Here is a 16,709-nt window from a genome sequence, read left to right on the forward strand (position 1 = left end):
GGGGCGGGCCCACGGCCCACCCCGCCCGGCGCGCTCAGCCGACCTGGAGCGTCACGTCGTCGATGACGAAGCTGGTCTGGAGCGAGGCGTCCTCGACGCCGGTCCACTTGAGCGTGACCGTCTGTCCGGCGTATCCGGCCAGGTTGAAGCTGCGCTGGGTGTAGCCGGTGGCCTTGTTCAAGTTCGAGTAGGTCGCCAGCGTGGTGGAGCCGACCTGCACGGTCAGCTTGTCGTACGCGGTCGAGGTGGTGGTCTCGGCCGAGTCGATGTGCAGCCAGAACGCCAGCGTGTAGCTGGTGCAGCCGGCCGGCAGCGTCACCGACTGGGACAGCGTGTCGGTGTGCGAGGAGCCGTACCCGTCCAGCCACGCCTTGTACGAGCCGGTGCGGGCCGCCTGACCCTGGTCGGTGGTGATCACGCCCGAACTGGCCGTCCACGACGTGCTGCCGGACTCGAAGCTGCTGTTGCCGATGAGCTGCCCGCCGGTGCAGCCGCCGCTGCCGCCGGTCACGGTGAGCGTGTAGGTGGCGGTGCGGGTGGCCGAGCCGGTCCCGGTGACGGTGATCGTGAACGTGCCGGTGGTCGCCGAGGACGAGGCGCTGACCGTCATGGTGGCGGAGCCGCCCGAGGTGACCGAGGACGGGCTGAAGCCGACCGTGACCCCGCTCGGGGCGCCGCTCGCCGACAGCGTCACCGTCTGGGCGCTGCCGGCGGTGGTGGCGGTGCTGACCGTGGCGGTGGTGGAGCCGCCCCGGGCGACGCTGCCCGAGGTGGGGCTTACCGCGACGGAGAAGTCGTTGGTCGGGGTGCCACCGCCGACCGCGAGCGCCCAGATCGCGTACGCCACACCGTCGGCGCTGCGGTTGAGCACGGTCGTGTTGATGTTGCTGGTGGTGTCGCAGGAGCGGTGGTAGCAGCCGTCGTACGCCGCGCCCGACGTGCCGCCCCACTTGGCGGCCTGCGCCGCGGTCTTGGTGTAGCTGGCGCCCGCCGCGTAGCCGGAGGTCTGGATGCCGGCGTTGGCGAACGAGTAGTCGTCGGAGCGGCCCTGCCCCTCGGTGTTCTCCTCCGGCGAGATGCCGAACGAGTCCCAGTACGCCTTGAGCGGCGCCGCGGTGGCCGAGGTGATCCGGTTGATGAAGTAGCCGCCGTTGGGCGAGCCCACCATGTCGAAGTTGTAGTAGCCCTTGATGTAGCCCCGCTGGGTGGAGCTGAGCTGGTTGACGTAGTGCTTGGAGCCCTGGAGCCCCTGCTCCTCACCGTTCCACCAGGCGAACCGGACCCGCTTGGTCATGGTCGGGTGCTGCGCGGCCAGCACCAGCGCGTTCTCCAGCAGGGTGGCCGAGCCGGAGCCGTTGTCGTTGATGCCGGGGCCGGCGGAGACGCTGTCCAGGTGGGCGCCGAACATGACCACCTGGTCGGTGGGGCCCTGCGGCCACTCGGCGATCAGGTTGCTGCCCGGGTAGGTGCAGCTGGTGCAGTTCTGCTCGGTGACCGTGTAGCCGGCGGCCTGGAGCTTGCCCTTGACGTAGCTGACCGACGCGGCGTAGCCGGCCGATCCGGCCCGCCGGTTGCCGCCGTTGCTGCTGGCGATGGAGTTGAGCTGGGTGAGGTGGGCCTGGACGTTGGTCAGGGAGACGTCGGGTGCGGCGAGCGCGGCGACGGCCGGGGCGGGCGCGGGGGCGGCGGAGGCGGTGCCGGCCAGGCTCGCCGTCGTCAGGGTGGCGACGAGGGCGAGCGCGAGGCTCATGGTCGGCGTGCTGCGTCTCATGGAGACTCCTCGTGGGAAACGCGGGGGTGACGGACCGTTGGACCGGTGATCGGAACAGTTACATGCATCGATCGAACAGTCAACGGGATGTCACATCCCGCGAACCCCCTCCCCCACGCGGGATGCACCCGCTCGCGGGGTCACCCCCGGCGCAGGACCGCCAGGAACATCGCGTCGGTGCCGTGGCGGTGCGGCCAGAGCTGCACCGTCGGGCCGTCACCCAGGCCCGGCATGCCGGCCGGCAGCAGCGGCCGGGCGTCGACGAAGTCGACCGGGAAGCCACACCGCCGGGACGCCTCGGTCACCGTCACGTGCGTCTCCACCACATGCGGCGAGCAGGTCACGTACGCGACCACGCCCCCCGGGCGGACCGCGCGCAACGCGGCGGTGAGCAGCTCGCGCTGGAGCCGGGTCAGCGGCGGCAGGTCCGACGGCTGACGCCGCCAGCGCGCCTCCGGCCGGCGGCGCAGCGCGCCCAGGCCGGTGCACGGCGCGTCGACGAGCACCCGGTCGAAGTGCCCCTCCGGCAGCTTCGGCTCGGTGCCGACGTCACGCCCGTCGGCGTGCACCACGGTGACCGGCAGGCCGCGGGTGGCCTGGTCGACCAGCCGGGCCCGGTGCTCGGCCACCTCCACCGCGGTCAACCGCGCGTCGCGCGTCGGCGCAAGCGCGCCGAGCAGCCCGGACTTGCCGCCCGGACCGGCGCACAGATCCAACCACCGGCCGTCCGGACCGTCGAGTGGCGCGGCGACGAGCGCGTCCGCCACCAACTGGGATCCCTCGTCCTGCACGTGCGCCCGCCCGTCGGCCACCGCCGCCAACTCACCCGGCGCGCCGCCGGACAGGTAGACCGCGTACGGGGAGAACGCGCCGGGCGCGCCGCCGACCTCGTCCGCGAGCGCCACCGCGTCGGCCCGGCCCGGCCGGGCGCACAGGTGCACCGGCGGGCGCTCGTTGTCCTCGATCAACAGCCTGGTGGTCTCCCCCAGGTCGCCGCCGAGCGCCTCGGCGAACGACCTGACGATCCACTGCGGATGGCTGTACGCCAGCGCCAGGTGCCCGATCGGGTCGGTCTCCTCGGCCGGGGCGAGCTTCGCCACCCAGGCGTCGGCGTCCCGGCCGGCGATCTCCCGCAGCACCGCGTTGGCGAACCCGGTGGCGCCCGGCCCGACCGTCCGGACCAGATCCACGGTGGACGACACCGCGGCGTGCGCGGGCACCCGGGTGTGCAGCAACTGGTAGGCCCCGAGCCGCAGGGCGTCACGCACCGGCGGGTCGATCCGCTGCACGTCCCGGCCCGCCGCGTCGGTGACGATCGCGTCGAGCGTGCCGGTGTGCCGCAGCGTGCCGTAGGTCAACTCGGTGGCGAACGCGGCGTCCCGGCCGCTCAGCCCGGCCTCGCGCAGCATCGCCGGCAGCACCAGGTTGGCGTACGCGTCGTCGCGGTGCACCGCCGCGAGCGCCTCGTACGCGACGTGCCGGGGCAGGTCCACCGCCGGCCGGACCGGACGCTGCCCGCCCCGCCGGTCGGCGCCACCCCGGACCGACCCGCCGGGCCGGCCCGTGCCACGCGGACGATCGCCGCCGCTGCGCTCGTACCCCCGGGGACGCCCGCCCTCGACGGACCGCTCCGGCCCGGTCATGAGAAAACCTCGCCCGCGGCGACCCGGGCGCCGCGCGCCCAGTCGCCGGCCGACATGGCCTTCTTGCCGGCCGCCCGCACCTCGCCGAGCCGCACCGGCCCGGTGGCGGTGCCCACAAGCACCTGGGACTTCTCCACCAGCAACTCACCCGGCTTCAACTCGGGGCCGTTCGCCAGCGGGATGACCGGGCCGAGCTTGACCCGGTCGTCGCGGAACATGGTCCACGGGCCGGGTGCCGGCGTGCACGCGCGCACCCGCCGGTCGACCGCGAACGCCGGGTCGGTCCAGCGGATCCGTGCGTCCTCCACGGTCAGCTTCGGCGCCAGGGACACCCCGTCGGCCGGCTGCGGCTCGGCCCGGGCGGTGCCGGCGCCGATCGCGTCGAGCACCGCGACCAGCAGCCCGGCGCCGGAGTGGGCGAGCCGTTCCAGCAGGTCGCCGGAGGTTTCCGCGGGCCGGATCTCGTCGGTGACGGTGCCGAAGACCGGACCGGTGTCCAGCCCCGCCTCCAGCTGGAAGACGCTGGCCCCGGTCAGCTCGTCGCCGTGCAGCACGGCGTGCTGCACCGGCGCGGCGCCCCGCCACGCGGGCAGCAGCGAGAAGTGCAGGTTGACCCACCCGTGTCGGGGGATCTCCAGCGCCGCCGGCGGCACCAGCGCGCCGTAGGCGACCACGGGCACGCAGTCCGGCGCGAGCGCACGCAACCGGTCGAGGAACTCCGGCTCACGCGGACGGGCCGGGGTGAGCACCTCGACACCGCGCTTGTCCGCCCACGCGCCGACCGGCGAGCGGACCAGGCCCCGACCGCGACCGGCCGGGGCGTCCGGACGGGTCACCACGGCGAGCAGCTCGTGGCCGGAGGCGGCGATCGCGTCCAGGGCCGGCACGGCGACCCCGGGCGTGCCGGCGAAGACCAGACGCATCCGGGTCACCGCCCCAGGCCGAACGGGTTGTGGAGAACGTGCGGGCTCACCTTCACCGTGGGCGGGTCGGCCTGGTCGTACCACTCGGCCTGGCGGATCGCCTTCATGGCCTCCTTGCGGCCGGCCGGGTCGAGCCGGTCGACGAAGAGCACCCCGTCGAGGTGGTCGGTCTCGTGTTGCAGGCAACGGGCCATCAGGCCGGTGCCGACGATCTGCATCGGGTCGCCGTGGGCGCTGAAACCCTTCGCGATCACGTTCTGCCGGCGTTTGGTGTCGAAGTAGAGGCCGGGGATGGACAGGCAGCCCTCCGGGCCGTCCTGCTCCTCGGCGTCGGGGAACTCCAGCACCGGGTTGACCAGATGGCCGAGCATGTCGTCCACGTCGAAGGTGAACACCCGAAGGCCCACCCCGAGCTGCGGCGCGGCCAGTCCGGCGCCGCCCTGCTCACGCATCGTGTCGGTCAGGTCGGCGACCAGCTTGCGCAGCTCGGCGTCGAAGTCGACCACCGGGTCGGCCGGCGTGCGCAGCACCGGATCGCCGAACAGACGGATGGGCTGAACGGTCACGCGGCGGGACTCCTTGTCTGGGACGGCTGGTGCGCCCCCAGTCTACGGAGTCGGCCCGAGGGCCCCGGGCGGCGTACCGGCAACGGTGACCGGGGCCGCCTCGCGCCCCGGCGTGACCGGCAGCGAAGCGTAACCGCGCAGGGTGAGCCGGACCCGCCGCTCGGGCCGGCCGGCCACCGCCAACCCGGGCAGCCGGCGCAGCAGCAGCGGGAACGCCACCTGCGCCTCCAACCGGGCCAGCGCCGCGCCGAGGCAGTAGTGCGGCCCGGCGCCGAAGGACAGCGGATGGACCTGTGGCCGCCACGGGTCGAAGCGCTCCGGCTCCGGATAGCGGCGCGGGTCCCGGTTCGCCGCGCCGAGCGACACCATGATCCAGCTCTCGGTGGGCAGGTCGACCCCGCCGTGCCGGGACGGCGCGGTGCTCATCCGCGAGGTGAGCTGCACCGGCGAGTCGTAGCGCAGCAGCTCGTCGACGTACGCGGGTGCGAACTCCGGATGCTCGCGCAGCGTCGCCGCCGCGCCCGGATGGTCGAGCAGCGCCACCAGGCCGTTGCCGAGCAGGTTCGTGGTGGTCTCGAAACCGGCCACCAGCAGCACGATCAGGTTGGCCAGCAGCTCGTCACCGGAGAGCCGATCGCCGTCGCCCTCGTTCGCCTGGACCAGCGCGGTGGTCAGGTCGTCGGCGGGGGCCCGGCGGCGGGCCGCCACCAGCTCGGTGAAGTAGGCGCGCAGCTCGCCCGCGCCCCGGTCGGCCACCGCCAGCTCCTCGGGCGTGATCTCCGGCTCCAGCACGTTCGTCAGGTCGGTGGCCCAGCGCCGGAACAGCGGCCGGTCCGCCGCCGGCACGCCGAGCAGCGCGCAGATCACCGCGACCGGCAGCGGGTACGCGAACCCGGCCATGAAGTCGACGGGTGCCCCGTCCCGGCCACCGGCCACCATCGCGTCGACAAGTTCGCCGGCCTGTGCCTCGACCACCTGGCGCATGGCGGCGATCCGGCGTGGGGTGAACGTGCCGGCGGCGAGCCGGCGCATCCGGCTGTGGTCGGGCGGGTTGGTGCGCAGCATCGACCGGGAGATCGACATCATCGCCGGGCTCTCCCGCCAACCGGGCAGGAACCTCTCGCGCAGCTCGTCGTCCATCACGCCGAAGCGGGGATCGCGCAGGATCGCGTCGGCCTCGGCGTACCCGGTGACCACGTAGAAGACCGGTCCGGCCTGGACCACCGGACCATGCGCCCGCAACCGCTCGTACGTCGGGTAGGGATCGACCCGGCCCGCCGGTGACAGCAGCAGCGCGAGGGCGTCGGCAGGATCCACGGTCGGGCCTCCCCGGGCGTCGGAGAACCCCATCATGCCCCCGCGCCGCCGGATCGGTCGATCCCCACGCCCGGGGGCGGGGTCGGGTCAGACGCCTGCGCCGGCCTCCCCGGCCAGCACCGCGCCGCCGCCGAGCAGGGCGTGCTCGGGCAGCGGCAGCGTGATGCCGTGCGCGTCCTCCCAGTCGTGGATCAGGGTCGGCCGGGCCTGGGCGGCGAAGAAGTCGGCCGCGCTCATCCCGCCGACCACCGGCTCCTCCACCTCGGCGACCAGCCGGGCGGCGACCATCGGGAGGCCGCCGCGCACCGCCGCGCTGAGCCGCCGGTGCCCGTCGACCACGAAGAAGTATTCCCCGGTGTAGCCGATGCTCAGCGGTTCCATCGCCTCGGCGTCGGTCGCGGTCGCCTCGCCGGCGTGCTCCAGGTCCCAGAGACCGCGCAACGTGGCCACGTCCTCGGTGGGGTAGACCCGGGTCGGGTCGAGCAGCAGCAGCGGCTGGCCGGCGCGCAGCACACCGGCGCCGAGCCGGCCCTCGTAGACGTCGACGACGTGCTGGATCACCTGCTCCGGGGTGGCCCGGGTGGTGTCGCAGATCAGGTCGTAGTTGCGCAGCCGGGCCTTGTCCACGCCGTACCGGACGATGAAGCGGTTGCGCTCGCTCTCGCTGCGCTCGCGCAGCTTGGCCCGCGCCTCCTCAAGCGAGGTGTAGCTCTCGGCCGGGCCGGACGGCCGGGCGAGCACCCGCCGGGCCGCCTCGGTCGGCTCGGTGATCATGTGCACCTTGAGCGCGTCGGTGAAGAAGTGCCAGGCCAGGCGGGAGTCCATCACCAGCGACTCGCCGGAGGCGGCGATGTCCCGCTGGAGCTGGTCGACGTAGCCGTCGACGGCCTGGTCCAGCTCGGCGTGCAGGTTGAGCTGGAGCGCGGTCATCTGCCGCTCCTGCGCCATCTGGCGGTAGAGGTCGCCGACGCTGACCCGGCGCAGCCCCAGCCGCTTGGCGATCTCGACGGAAACGGTGCTCTTGCCGCTGCCGAGATCACCGTTGAAGACGATCGACTGACGAACGGTCACGACTGGTCCACCCCTGCTCACCGGCTGACTGACGACATCGAATCCGTGTGGCCCGACGTGCCCGGAGCACCCGCCGCGCCGCGTCCCGTGCGGAAAATTCGCACGACTGGGCATGACGGGCGATGCTATCACCGCGCGCTGTCCAACTGCCGGACCAGGTGTGCGCCAAACCCCAGCTCACGACCGTGTGCGAGGAGCCGGACGCGCTCGGTGACGGCACCCCTCAGAACAGGCTGAGCGGGTCGACCTGAAGCCGGACCGGGTCGGCCGCCTTGCGGGCGCTACGCTGCCCGGCCGCGGCGTGCAGCGCGCCGGCCAGGTCGGCGGCCCGGGCCCGCGGCACCCGGACCAGCATCCGCTCCCGGCCGTCATCGGCCGGCACCGGCCCGAGGATCTCCGCGTCGTCCGGCAGCCCCGCGCCGGCCAGCAGGTCGGCCACCGCCTCGGCCGCGCCGGTGACGCTTGCCATCCGCACCGCCGGCGGGAAACCCAGCTCGCGGCGCTCGGCCAGCTCCCGCGCCGCGAACCAGGCCGCGTCCCAGCGCAGCAGCGCCTGCACCGGGGCGAGCGCGCCGTCGGCCACCACCACCACCCGGCCACCGGCCGCGCCGGGCCGGGCCAGCGCGGCGGCGGTCAGCCACCGGCGCAGCGCCTCCTCGCCGGCCCGCAGGTCGGCCCGGGTCAACAGCGCCCACGAGTCGAGCAGCAGCACCGCGCCGTAGCCGCCCTCGGCGACCGGCTCGGCGCCCGGTGTGGCGATCACCAGCCCGGCGCCGCCGGGCACGGTCGCCAGCACCTCCTCCCGCCCGGAGGTCCGCACCGGCACCCCCGGGAACGCCCGACCCATTTCCTCGGCGGTCCGCCGGGCCCCGGTGACCGAGGCGCGCAGCCGCCGTCCACCGCACTCCGGGCAGGCGTACGCGGCGGCGACCCGACCGCACCACCGGCAGGCGGGTGTGCCCTGCGCCGACGGCAGGCCGAGCGGACCGGCGCAGTGCGGGCAGCGGGCCGGCGCACGGCAGTCGGCGCACGCGACCGAAGGCAGGTAGCCGCGACGGGGCACCTGCACCAGCACCGGCAGGTCGGCGCGAAGCGCGTCCCGGGCCGTGGTCCAGGCCAGGCTGGGCAGCCGGGCGGAGGCCGCGCCGGGGTCCCGGGCCAGCTGCGGATCGTCGCCGGTGGGCGCCATCGCCGGCATCCGCGCGCGCACGGTGGCCCGGTCGGCGACCACCTCCCGGGCCCACCCGGTCTCCACCAGCAGCTGCCCTTCGGCGGTCCGGGCGAACCCGCCGACCAGGGCCGCCGCGCCGGCCAACTGCGCCCGGGTGAGCAACACCTCGCGGGCGTGCGGGTAGGGCGCCCGAGGCTCGGAGTGCAGGTCGTCCCCGTCGTCCCAGACCGCCACCAGGCCGAGCCGCTCGACCGGGGCGAACATCGCCGCCCGGGTGCCGACCACCACCGGCACCTCGCCCCGGCGGGCGGCCAGGAAGGCACGGTACCGCCGGGACGGGCCGGCGGCGGCGGTGAGGCAGGCGTGCCGGCCGGCGCCCAGCACCGCGGTCAGGGCGGTGCCCAGGCGGTCCAGGTCCCGGCCGTCGGCGACCACCACCACGGCGCCCCGGCCCCCGGCCACGGTCGCCGCCACGGCGTCGGCGTACCGCTCGGCCCAGTCCTCCCCCGGCAGGGCGGACCAGACGGCACGGGGCGCCCGGCCGTCGGCGAGCGCGCGCAGCAGCGCCGGCCCGGCCGGATAGTCCCGCCAGCCCCGCGGATCGACGGCGGGCTCGACCGGTTCGGCGGCCTCGGCCGGCGTGTCGGCGGCGGTGGCGGACTTCTCGGCGCGGGCGTGGCGCGGCGGCACGGCCAGCCGGAGCACGTCGGCCAGGCTGCCGGCGTACCTGTCGGCCACCGCCCGGGCCAGCCGCGCCACCTCCGGGGAGAGCACCGGCACCGGGGAGACGACCTTCTCCAGGTACGCCAGCTTCGGGTGGTCGGACTCGGCGGCGCGCTCCAGCAACCACCCGTCGACGAGCTGACCGGCGAAGCGGACCTTCACCCGGACCCCGGGCCGCGCGTCGGCGTCGAGCGTCTCGGGGACCAGGTAGTCGAACGGGCGGTCGAGGTGCGGCAGCGGCACGTCCACGCAGACGCGAGCGACCGGCGACCCCTCGGCGGGTCGCCGGTCGCGGCGCGTGGTGGCGCTCAGGCTCCCGCGGCCGACTTGAGGTCGGCGGCCCGGTCGGTGCCCTCCCAGGTCAGCTCCGCCAGCTCCCGGCCGAAGTGGCCGTACGCGGCGGTCTGCCGGTAGATCGGGCGCAGCAGGTGCAGGTCCCGGATGATGGCGGCCGGACGCAGGTCGAACACCTCGGCGACAGCCTTCTCGATCGAGGCCACCGGCACCGTCTCGGTGCCGAACGTCTCGACGAACAGGCTCACCGGGTGCGCCTTGCCGATCGCGTACGCGACCTGCGCCTCGCACCGCTCGGCCAGCCCGGCGGCGACCACGTTCTTGGCCACCCACCGCATCGCGTACGCGGCCGACCGGTCCACCTTCGACGGGTCCTTGCCGGAGAACGCGCCGCCACCGTGCCGGGCGTACCCGCCGTAGGTGTCCACGATGATCTTCCGGCCGGTCAGCCCGGCGTCACCCATCGGGCCGCCGATCTCGAACCGCCCGGTCGGGTTCACCAGCAGCCGGTAGCCGTTGGTGTCCAGCCCGAGACCCTCCAGCTCGGGCGCGATCACGTGCTCCCGCACGTCCGGCGTGAGCAGCGACTCCAGCGAGATGTCCGCCGCGTGCTGGCTGGACACCACCACCGTGTTCAGCCGCACCGGCCGCAGCCCGTCGTACTCGATGGTCACCTGGGTCTTGCCGTCCGGCCGCAGATAGGGGATCGTGCCGTCCTTGCGCACCTGGGACAGCCGGCGGGCCAGCCGGTGCGCGAGCGCGATCGGCAACGGCATCAGCTCGGGCGTCTCGGAGCAGGCGAAGCCGAACATCATGCCCTGGTCGCCGGCGCCCTGCGCGTCGAGCGCGCTCTCCGAGCCGCCGGTACGCAGCTCGAACGCGTTGTCCACGCCCTGGGCGATGTCCGGCGACTGCGCGCCGATGGACACGCTCACCCCGCAGGAGGCGCCGTCGAAGCCCTTCTTCGACGAGTCGTAGCCGATCCCGAGGATGGTCTCCCGCACGATGGTCGGGATGTCGGCGTACGCCTTCGTGGTCACCTCGCCGGCGACGTGCACCTGGCCGGTGGTGATCAACGTCTCGACCGCGACCCGGCTGTGCGGGTCCTGTTCGAGCAGCGCGTCGAGAATGCCGTCGCTGATCTGGTCGGCGATCTTGTCCGGGTGGCCTTCCGTGACCGATTCGGACGTGAACAGACGTGTCACGGCACTCCTAAGCATGTGAAGACTTTTAAAGGTCGCTCGGCGGCAGTTTAGTCGTCCCCGTCGCACTGTGAGTGCGGGAACGCCAGCCGACCAACTCTCAGGACGGTAGGTCGAGTCGAGCGGCCACGAGGTCCCAGACGGCGTCGGCCAGGGCCTCCTTGGGCTGTTCGGTGAGCCGGTGGACGGCTCCGTCGGCGCCGATCACGGTGGCCGCGTTGGTCTCCGCGCCGAAGACCTTGTCGACGCCGACCTCGTTGACCACGATCAGGTCGGCGCGCTTGCGGGCCAGCTTGGCGCGGCCGTTGGCCTCGGCGTCGTGGGTCTCCGCGGCGAACACCACGAGCACCTGCCCGGGCCGACGGCGCCGGCCCAGCTCGGCGGCGATGTCGGGGTTGGTGACCAGCTCGATGGTCGGCGCGACACCGTCCTCCGACTTCTTGATCTTCCCGGTCGCGTAGGTGGCCGGGCGGAAGTCGGCCGGCGCGGCGGCCATCACCACGGCGTCCGCGTCGGCGGAGGCCGTGAGCGTCGCCGTGCGCAACTCCTCGGTGGTGCCCACCCGGACCAGGTCCACCCCGGCCGGGTCGGCGAGCGCCACGTTGGCGGCGACGAGCGTCACCCGGGCGCCCCGGGCCACGGCGGCACGGGCGAACGCGTACCCCTGCTTGCCGGAGGACCGGTTGCCCAGATAGCGGACCGGGTCGAGGGGCTCGCGGGTGCCGCCGGCGGTGACCACCACGTGCCGGCCGGACAGGTCGGCCGGGGCGTCCACGCCCCGGGCCAGCGCCCGGCGGGCGACCGCGAAGATCTCCGCCGGATCGGGCAGCCGACCCTTGCCGGTGTCCCGCCCGGTCAGCCGACCGACCGCCGGCTCGATCACCCGGACGCCCCGCGACCGCAGCGTGGCCACGTTGGCCACGGTCGCGGGGTGCTCCCACATCTCGGTGTGCATGGCCGGCGCGAGCACCACCGGGCACCGCGCGGTCAGCAGCGTGTTGGTGAGCAGGTCGTCGGCGAGGCCGTGGGCGGCCTTGGCGAGCAGGTCGGCGGTGGCGGGCGCGACCACGACGAGGTCGGCGTGCTGCCCGAGGCGCACGTGCGGCACCTCGTGCACGTCGGACCAGACGTCGTCGGCGACCGGCTGGCCGGAGAGCGCCGCCCAGGTCGGCGCGCCGACGAAGCGGAGCGCCGACGCGGTCGGCACCACCCGGACGCGGTGACCCGACTCGGTGAGGAGCCGGAGCAGCTCACACGCCTTGTAGGCGGCGATGCCGCCGCCGACCCCGAGGACGATCTCGGCGGGCATCGGCGTGGGCGCGGTTACGGCTGGTCGGTCGGCTCGGCGGTGAGCAGGCCGGAGTTGATCTCGCGCATCGCGATGGAGAGCGGCTTCTCCTGCGGGGTGGTCTCCACGAGCGGGCCGACGTACTCCAGGAGGCCCTCACCGAGCTGGCTGTAGTAGGCGTTGACCTGACGGGCGCGCTTGGCAGCGAAGATCACCAGCGCGTACTTCGAGGTGGTCTTCTCGAGCAGCTCGTCGATCGGCGGATTGGTGATGCCCTCGGGGTTGGTGGCGATGGATCCCACGAAATTTGACCTCTGCGTCTCGTGCGCCGCACGGGGGCGGTCGGTGGCCGCTCAACCGCCCGGGGGCGGTCGGGCCGGGGCCAGGAATGACGAACCGAGCAATCCTACCAGCTCGGCCGCCGCACGCTCGGTCCGGTCGTGGGCCACGGCGTGTGCGAAGACGGCCGCGACGGCCGGGTCGGCGCGGTACGCGGGCGGCGCGAGCAGCACCAGCCGGGCCTGCGGCACCGCGGTCGCGACGGCGAGCGCGCCGGCCAGGTCCAGCGGCAGCAGCACCGGCCGCCCCTGCGCGAGGCGGGTCCGCACGTCGGCGCGGGGCACCCCCCGGCGGTACGGCCCGATCCGGCACCACTCCAGCAGCTCGCCGGCGTCGACCAGCCGGTCGAAGCCGGCCCGGTCGAGGAAGAGCCGGTCGACGCCGTCGCGCTCGCCGGGCCGGGGCGGGCGGGTGGTGGCGACCACCGGCACCCACACCGACGCAAGGCGCGCCCGGACCAGCTCGACGACACTGCCCCGCCCGGCCCCGGAAGGGCCGGACAGGACAGTGAGCCGAGCCGCCGAGCGCGCCTCGTCATCCGTGCTCACCGCTTGTTTCTACACGGTGGTCCGTTCAGTTGGCGGCGAACTCACCGAGCAGCGCCTTGCGCTGCTGCTCGCCGAGGCCACGCAGGCGACGGCTGTCCGCGATCTTGAGCTTCTCCATGATCTGGGTGGCCCGGATCTTGCCGATGCCCGGCATCGCCTGGAGCACTGCCGAAACCTTCAGCTTGCCCACGACGTCGTCGGACTCGGCCCGCTCAAGGACGGTGGCGAGGGTGGTCTTGCCCTGCTTGAGCTGCTCCTTCAGCTCAGCGCGGGCCTTGCGGATCTCCGCAGCCTTCTCCAGCGCGGCAGCGCGCTGCTCGGGGGTCAGTGACGGGAGCGGCACCAGTTCTCCTCAGGTCCCTAGTACGGCGGGCGGAGCCCCACCGCAGCTGTGAAACGTGGTGTCGCTGGCAACCAAAGGGGTCCGTGGTTCCCAGCGCGGGGAAAACTAGCGGTCAACGGAGCTTTCGGCAACGTGGACGCGCGATGATCAACGTAAAGTGACCGAGCCGTCAGTCAGTCAGGCGGCGCTCAGGGCGGTCCGACACTCGGCCTGCGCGCGCTCGGTGGCGGCCCGTAGGGCGGCCGGCTCGGGCCCCGCACCCAACACCTCCCGGGAGTACGACGGCAACACCGACGGCAGCGCGGCGCCGAAGACCGCGCGTAGTCCGGCCGGGGTGCCGCCCTGCGCGCCCATCCCCGGGGCGAGCAGCGGACCGTTGACCGCGGCGAAGTCGTGACCGGTCTCACCGATCGTCGCACCGACCACCAGACCGAAGCTGCCGAGCGGCTCCGCACCCCGGTTGAGCTGGGAAATCTCATCGATCACATGCTGCGCGACGGTGCGCCCGTCGGCCCCGACCGCGCGCTGCACGGCGGCGCCCTCGGGGTTCGAGGTGAGGGCCAGGACGAACACCCCGCTGCCGTGCGCGGCGGCCGTCTCGATCATCGGCGCGAGGGAACCTACTCCCAGGTAGGGGCTCGCGGTGATCGCGTCGACATACAGCGGGTTGGATGGATCGAGGTACGCCGAGGCGTACGCGCGGACGGTCGATCCGATGTCTCCGCGCTTGACGTCGAGGAGAACGAGCGCGCCCGCATTTCGCAACTGTCGGATAGTTGACTCAAGCACGCCGACCCCGCGCGCGCCGTAGCGCTCGAAGAACGCCGACTGCGGCTTGACCACGGCGACCCGGTCGCCGATCGCCTCCACCACGGTGCGGCTGAACCGCTCCAGCCCGTCCACGTCGTCGGGCAGCCCCCAATCGGCCAGCAGGCCCGGGTGCGGGTCGATGCCCACGCAGAGCGGACCGCGCTCCGCCATGGCCCGGTGCAGTCGGGTGCCGAACGTCTCCATCACGTCTCTCCTTCTCCCGGCGGCCTCGACCGCCTCCGTGTCACCGCGACGGGCCTCCCGTCGCGTCAGGTCGTCACGGCCGGGCTCAGCCGGCCTTCACCGCCCCGTCGGGGCTCAGCCGGCCTTCACCGCCGCGGCCACGCCGGCCGCGATCCGGGCCACGTCGGTGTCGTCGCAGACGTACGGCGGCATGGTGTAGACGAGATCCCGGAACGGGCGCAGCCACACCCCCTCGGCCACCGCGGCGGCGGTGGCCGAAGGCAGATCCACCTCGTGGTCGAGCTGCACCACACCGATCGCGCCGAGCACCCGTACGTCGGCCACCCCCGGGGCGTCGCGTAACGGCGCCAGGCCGGCCCGCAGCCCCTCGGCGATCCCCGCCACCCGGCCGGCCCAGTCACCGGCCCGCAGGAGGCTCAGGGAGGCGTTGGCGACCGCGCAGGCGAGCGGGTTACCCATGAACGTCGGCCCGTGCGCCAGCACCCCGTCGGCGGAGATCGCGGCGGCCACCTCCCGGGTGCAGAGCGCCGCGGCCAGCGTGAGGTAGCCGCCGGTGAGCGCCTTGCCGACGCAGAGCACGTCCGGCGTGACGCCGGCGTGCTCGGCGGCGAACATCCGCCCGGTCCGGCCGAAGCCGGTGGCGATCTCGTCGAAGACCAGCAGGATGCCGTGGCGCCGGGTCACCTCGCGCAGCACCCGCAGGTAGTGCGGGTGGTGGAACCGCATCCCGCCGGCGCCCTGCACCACCGGCTCCACGATCACCGCGGCCAGCTCGTCGGCGTGCCGCTCGACGGCGTCGGAGAGCGCCGCCTCGTACGCCGGGTCCGGCGGGGTGTCGAAGCCGGCCGGCGGCAGCGGCGCGAACACCTGCCGGGGCAGCACGTCGCCCCAGAGGTGGTGCATGCCGCCCTCCGGGTCGCAGACGCTCATCGGGTGGAACGTGTCGCCGTGGTAGCCGCCCCGCCAGGTGCCCAGCCGGCGGCGCCCCGGGCGCCCCACGGCGCGCTGGTACTGGAGGCACATCTTCACCGCGACCTCGACGCTGACCGAGCCGGAGTCGGCCAGGAAGACGTGCTCCAGGCCGTCCGGGGCCAGCTCGACGAGCGTCTCGGCCAGGCGTACCGCGGGCTCGTGGGTGAGCCCGCCGAACATCACGTGGCTCATCCGGCCGAGCTGGTCGGTCACCGCGGCGTCGAGCACCGGGTGCCGGTAGCCGTGGATCGCCGCCCACCACGACGACATGCCGTCGACCAGCTCCCGCCCGTCGGCCAGCCGCAGCCGTACGCCCTCGGCGCTGCGCACCACGAGCGGCGGGCTGGCCGGCGGCAGCGCCGCGTACGGGTGCCAGACGTGCCGGCGGTCGGCGGCGAGGATCTCCTCGGGCGTCACGGCTGCTCCTTCGTGGGGTGCGCCCGGTCCGGTCAGCGTCCGGCGACCGCCCGGACGGTTGACCGGACCAGGGCCGGGCCCCGGTAGATGAATCCGGTGTAGAGCTGGACCAGGTCGGCGCCGGCGTCGAACATCCGGGTCGCGTCGTCCGGGTCGAGGATGCCGCCGACGCCGATCACCGGCAGCCGTCCCCCGGTCTCCCGGTGCACGAACCCGACCAGTTCCCGGGCCCGCCCGGTCAGCGGCCGGCCGGACAGGCCACCGGCTTCGGCGCCGCGCGCCCGGTCGGCCGGGGCGAGCCCGTCCCGGCCGAGTGTGGTGTTGGTGGCGATGACGCCGGCCGCGCCCCGGTCGAGGCAGACCTCCAGCAGCTCGGCGACGGCGGCCTCGGTGAGGTCCGGGGCGATCTTCACCAGCACCGGCTTCTCGCCGACCAGCGCGGCGAGCAGCGCGTCCAGGTGGGAGCGGTCCTGAAGCGACCGCAGGCCCGGGGTGTTCGGTGAGGACACGTTCACCGCGAAGTAGTCGCCGTGGTCGGCAAGCGCCCGGTAGGAGGCGAGGTAGTCCTCGACGGCGTCGTCCAGCGGGGTCACCTTGGACTTGCCGAGCGAGATGCCGAGCGGCACGCCGAGCGGGCGCGGCAGCGCCGCCAGCCGGGCCGCCAGGGCCGGCGCGCCGGCGTTGTTGAACCCCATCCGGTTGATCACGGCCTCGCTGTCGGGCAGCCGGAACAGCCGGGGCCGGGGGTTGCCCGGTTGGGCGTGCGCGGTCACGGTGCCGACCTCGACGAAGCCGAAGCCCAGCGCCGGCCAGGCGGGCAGCGCGACCCCGTTCTTGTCCATCCCGGCCGCCAGCCCGACCGGGTTCGGGAACCGCACCCCGAACACGGTGCGCGGCGAAGCCCGAAAATAGACCCGCCGCAACGCGGCCAACGCCGCACCCCGCCGAGAAACCCCCGCAAGCCGCCCGAGCGTCCACTCGTGCGCCACTTCCGCATCCCCACCCCCAAGGGCAAAGAGCCGGGGCCGCACCACCTTCTCAAACATCACCCCGCACCCCCGGTCCGGTGATCATGAAGTTGACGGCGGCGGCGGAGATCCACATCGC

15 protein-coding genes are annotated in these 16,709 nt (G+C 74.2%); all 15 read right to left on the reverse strand.

The window, feature by feature from the left end:
* Positions 1-34 precede the first annotated feature (34 nt).
* The 15 genes from O7602_RS17515 to O7602_RS17585 all read right to left on the reverse strand — a co-directional run bounded on the left by O7602_RS17515 (position 35) and on the right by O7602_RS17585 (position 16,651).
* The gene (locus O7602_RS17515; protein ID WP_281583713.1) at positions 35-1,771 is read right to left on the reverse strand and encodes a M28 family metallopeptidase; all 1,737 of its coding nucleotides are present in this window, start codon (positions 1,769-1,771) and stop codon (positions 35-37) included.
* 140 nt (positions 1,772-1,911) lie between these two features.
* The gene (locus O7602_RS17520) at positions 1,912-3,414 is read right to left on the reverse strand and encodes a transcription antitermination factor NusB (protein ID WP_281583714.1); all 1,503 of its coding nucleotides are present in this window, start codon (positions 3,412-3,414) and stop codon (positions 1,912-1,914) included.
* On the reverse strand, positions 3,411-4,337 hold the full coding sequence (gene fmt, locus O7602_RS17525; RefSeq protein WP_281583715.1) for a methionyl-tRNA formyltransferase: 927 nt from the start codon (positions 4,335-4,337) through the stop codon (positions 3,411-3,413). Before fmt ends, O7602_RS17520 begins: the two co-directional genes overlap by 4 nt.
* Before the next feature lie 5 nt (positions 4,338-4,342).
* On the reverse strand, positions 4,343-4,903 hold the full coding sequence (def, locus tag O7602_RS17530) for a peptide deformylase (RefSeq protein WP_281583716.1): 561 nt from the start codon (positions 4,901-4,903) through the stop codon (positions 4,343-4,345).
* Between the two features lie 42 nt (positions 4,904-4,945).
* Positions 4,946-6,220, reverse strand: coding sequence for a cytochrome P450 (locus O7602_RS17535; RefSeq protein WP_281583717.1), 1,275 nt, complete (start codon positions 6,218-6,220; stop codon positions 4,946-4,948).
* Positions 6,221-6,307: 87 nt separating this feature from the next.
* On the reverse strand, positions 6,308-7,291 hold the full coding sequence (locus O7602_RS17540) for an AAA family ATPase (RefSeq protein ID WP_281583718.1): 984 nt from the start codon (positions 7,289-7,291) through the stop codon (positions 6,308-6,310).
* Between the two features lie 223 nt (positions 7,292-7,514).
* A complete protein-coding gene (locus O7602_RS17545; RefSeq protein ID WP_281590366.1) occupies positions 7,515-9,497 on the reverse strand; it encodes a primosomal protein N' in 1,983 nt (660 codons plus the stop codon).
* Positions 9,494-10,684, reverse strand: a complete 1,191-nt coding sequence (gene metK / locus O7602_RS17550; RefSeq protein ID WP_281583719.1) for a methionine adenosyltransferase — start codon at positions 10,682-10,684, stop codon at positions 9,494-9,496. The genes O7602_RS17545 and metK overlap by 4 nt, the downstream gene beginning before the upstream one ends.
* A gap of 97 nt (positions 10,685-10,781) precedes the next feature.
* A complete protein-coding gene (coaBC, locus tag O7602_RS17555) occupies positions 10,782-11,990 on the reverse strand; it encodes a bifunctional phosphopantothenoylcysteine decarboxylase/phosphopantothenate--cysteine ligase CoaBC (protein WP_281583720.1) in 1,209 nt (402 codons plus the stop codon).
* 14 nt (positions 11,991-12,004) lie between these two features.
* Positions 12,005-12,271 carry a DNA-directed RNA polymerase subunit omega gene (rpoZ, locus tag O7602_RS17560; protein ID WP_025617742.1) on the reverse strand — a complete coding sequence of 89 codons (267 nt, stop codon included), beginning with the start codon at positions 12,269-12,271 and terminating at the stop codon, positions 12,005-12,007.
* A 51-nt stretch (positions 12,272-12,322) separates the two neighbouring features.
* Entirely contained in the window at positions 12,323-12,856 is a 534-nt protein-coding gene (locus O7602_RS17565) for a guanylate kinase (protein ID WP_281583721.1), read from the reverse strand.
* A 25-nt stretch (positions 12,857-12,881) separates the two neighbouring features.
* Positions 12,882-13,199, reverse strand: a complete 318-nt coding sequence (gene mihF / locus O7602_RS17570; protein WP_013285515.1) for an integration host factor, actinobacterial type — start codon at positions 13,197-13,199, stop codon at positions 12,882-12,884.
* Between the two features lie 177 nt (positions 13,200-13,376).
* A complete protein-coding gene (gene pyrF, locus O7602_RS17575; protein WP_281583722.1) occupies positions 13,377-14,213 on the reverse strand; it encodes an orotidine-5'-phosphate decarboxylase in 837 nt (278 codons plus the stop codon).
* A gap of 114 nt (positions 14,214-14,327) precedes the next feature.
* Complete coding sequence (locus O7602_RS17580) at positions 14,328-15,602, reverse strand: adenosylmethionine--8-amino-7-oxononanoate transaminase (protein WP_281583723.1); 1,275 nt, start codon at positions 15,600-15,602, stop codon at positions 14,328-14,330.
* Between the two features lie 32 nt (positions 15,603-15,634).
* Positions 15,635-16,651, reverse strand: coding sequence for a quinone-dependent dihydroorotate dehydrogenase (locus tag O7602_RS17585; protein ID WP_281583724.1), 1,017 nt, complete (start codon positions 16,649-16,651; stop codon positions 15,635-15,637).
* Between the last annotated feature and the right edge of the window lie 58 nt (positions 16,652-16,709).

Origin of the sequence: Micromonospora sp. WMMD1128 (assembly GCF_027497235.1) — a bacterium.
Lineage (GTDB): Bacteria > Actinomycetota > Actinomycetes > Mycobacteriales > Micromonosporaceae > Micromonospora.

Coding starts and splice junctions, on each gene's coding strand:
- pyrF (WP_281583722.1), bottom strand. CDS start 14,213: ATGGAGACGTTCGGCACCCGACTGCACCGGGCCATGGCGGAGCGCGGT.
- O7602_RS17515 (WP_281583713.1), bottom strand. CDS start 1,771: ATGAGACGCAGCACGCCGACCATGAGCCTCGCGCTCGCCCTCGTCGCC.
- coaBC (WP_281583720.1), bottom strand. CDS start 11,990: ATGCCCGCCGAGATCGTCCTCGGGGTCGGCGGCGGCATCGCCGCCTAC.
- O7602_RS17520 (WP_281583714.1), bottom strand. CDS start 3,414: ATGACCGGGCCGGAGCGGTCCGTCGAGGGCGGGCGTCCCCGGGGGTAC.
- fmt (WP_281583715.1), bottom strand. CDS start 4,337: ATGCGTCTGGTCTTCGCCGGCACGCCCGGGGTCGCCGTGCCGGCCCTG.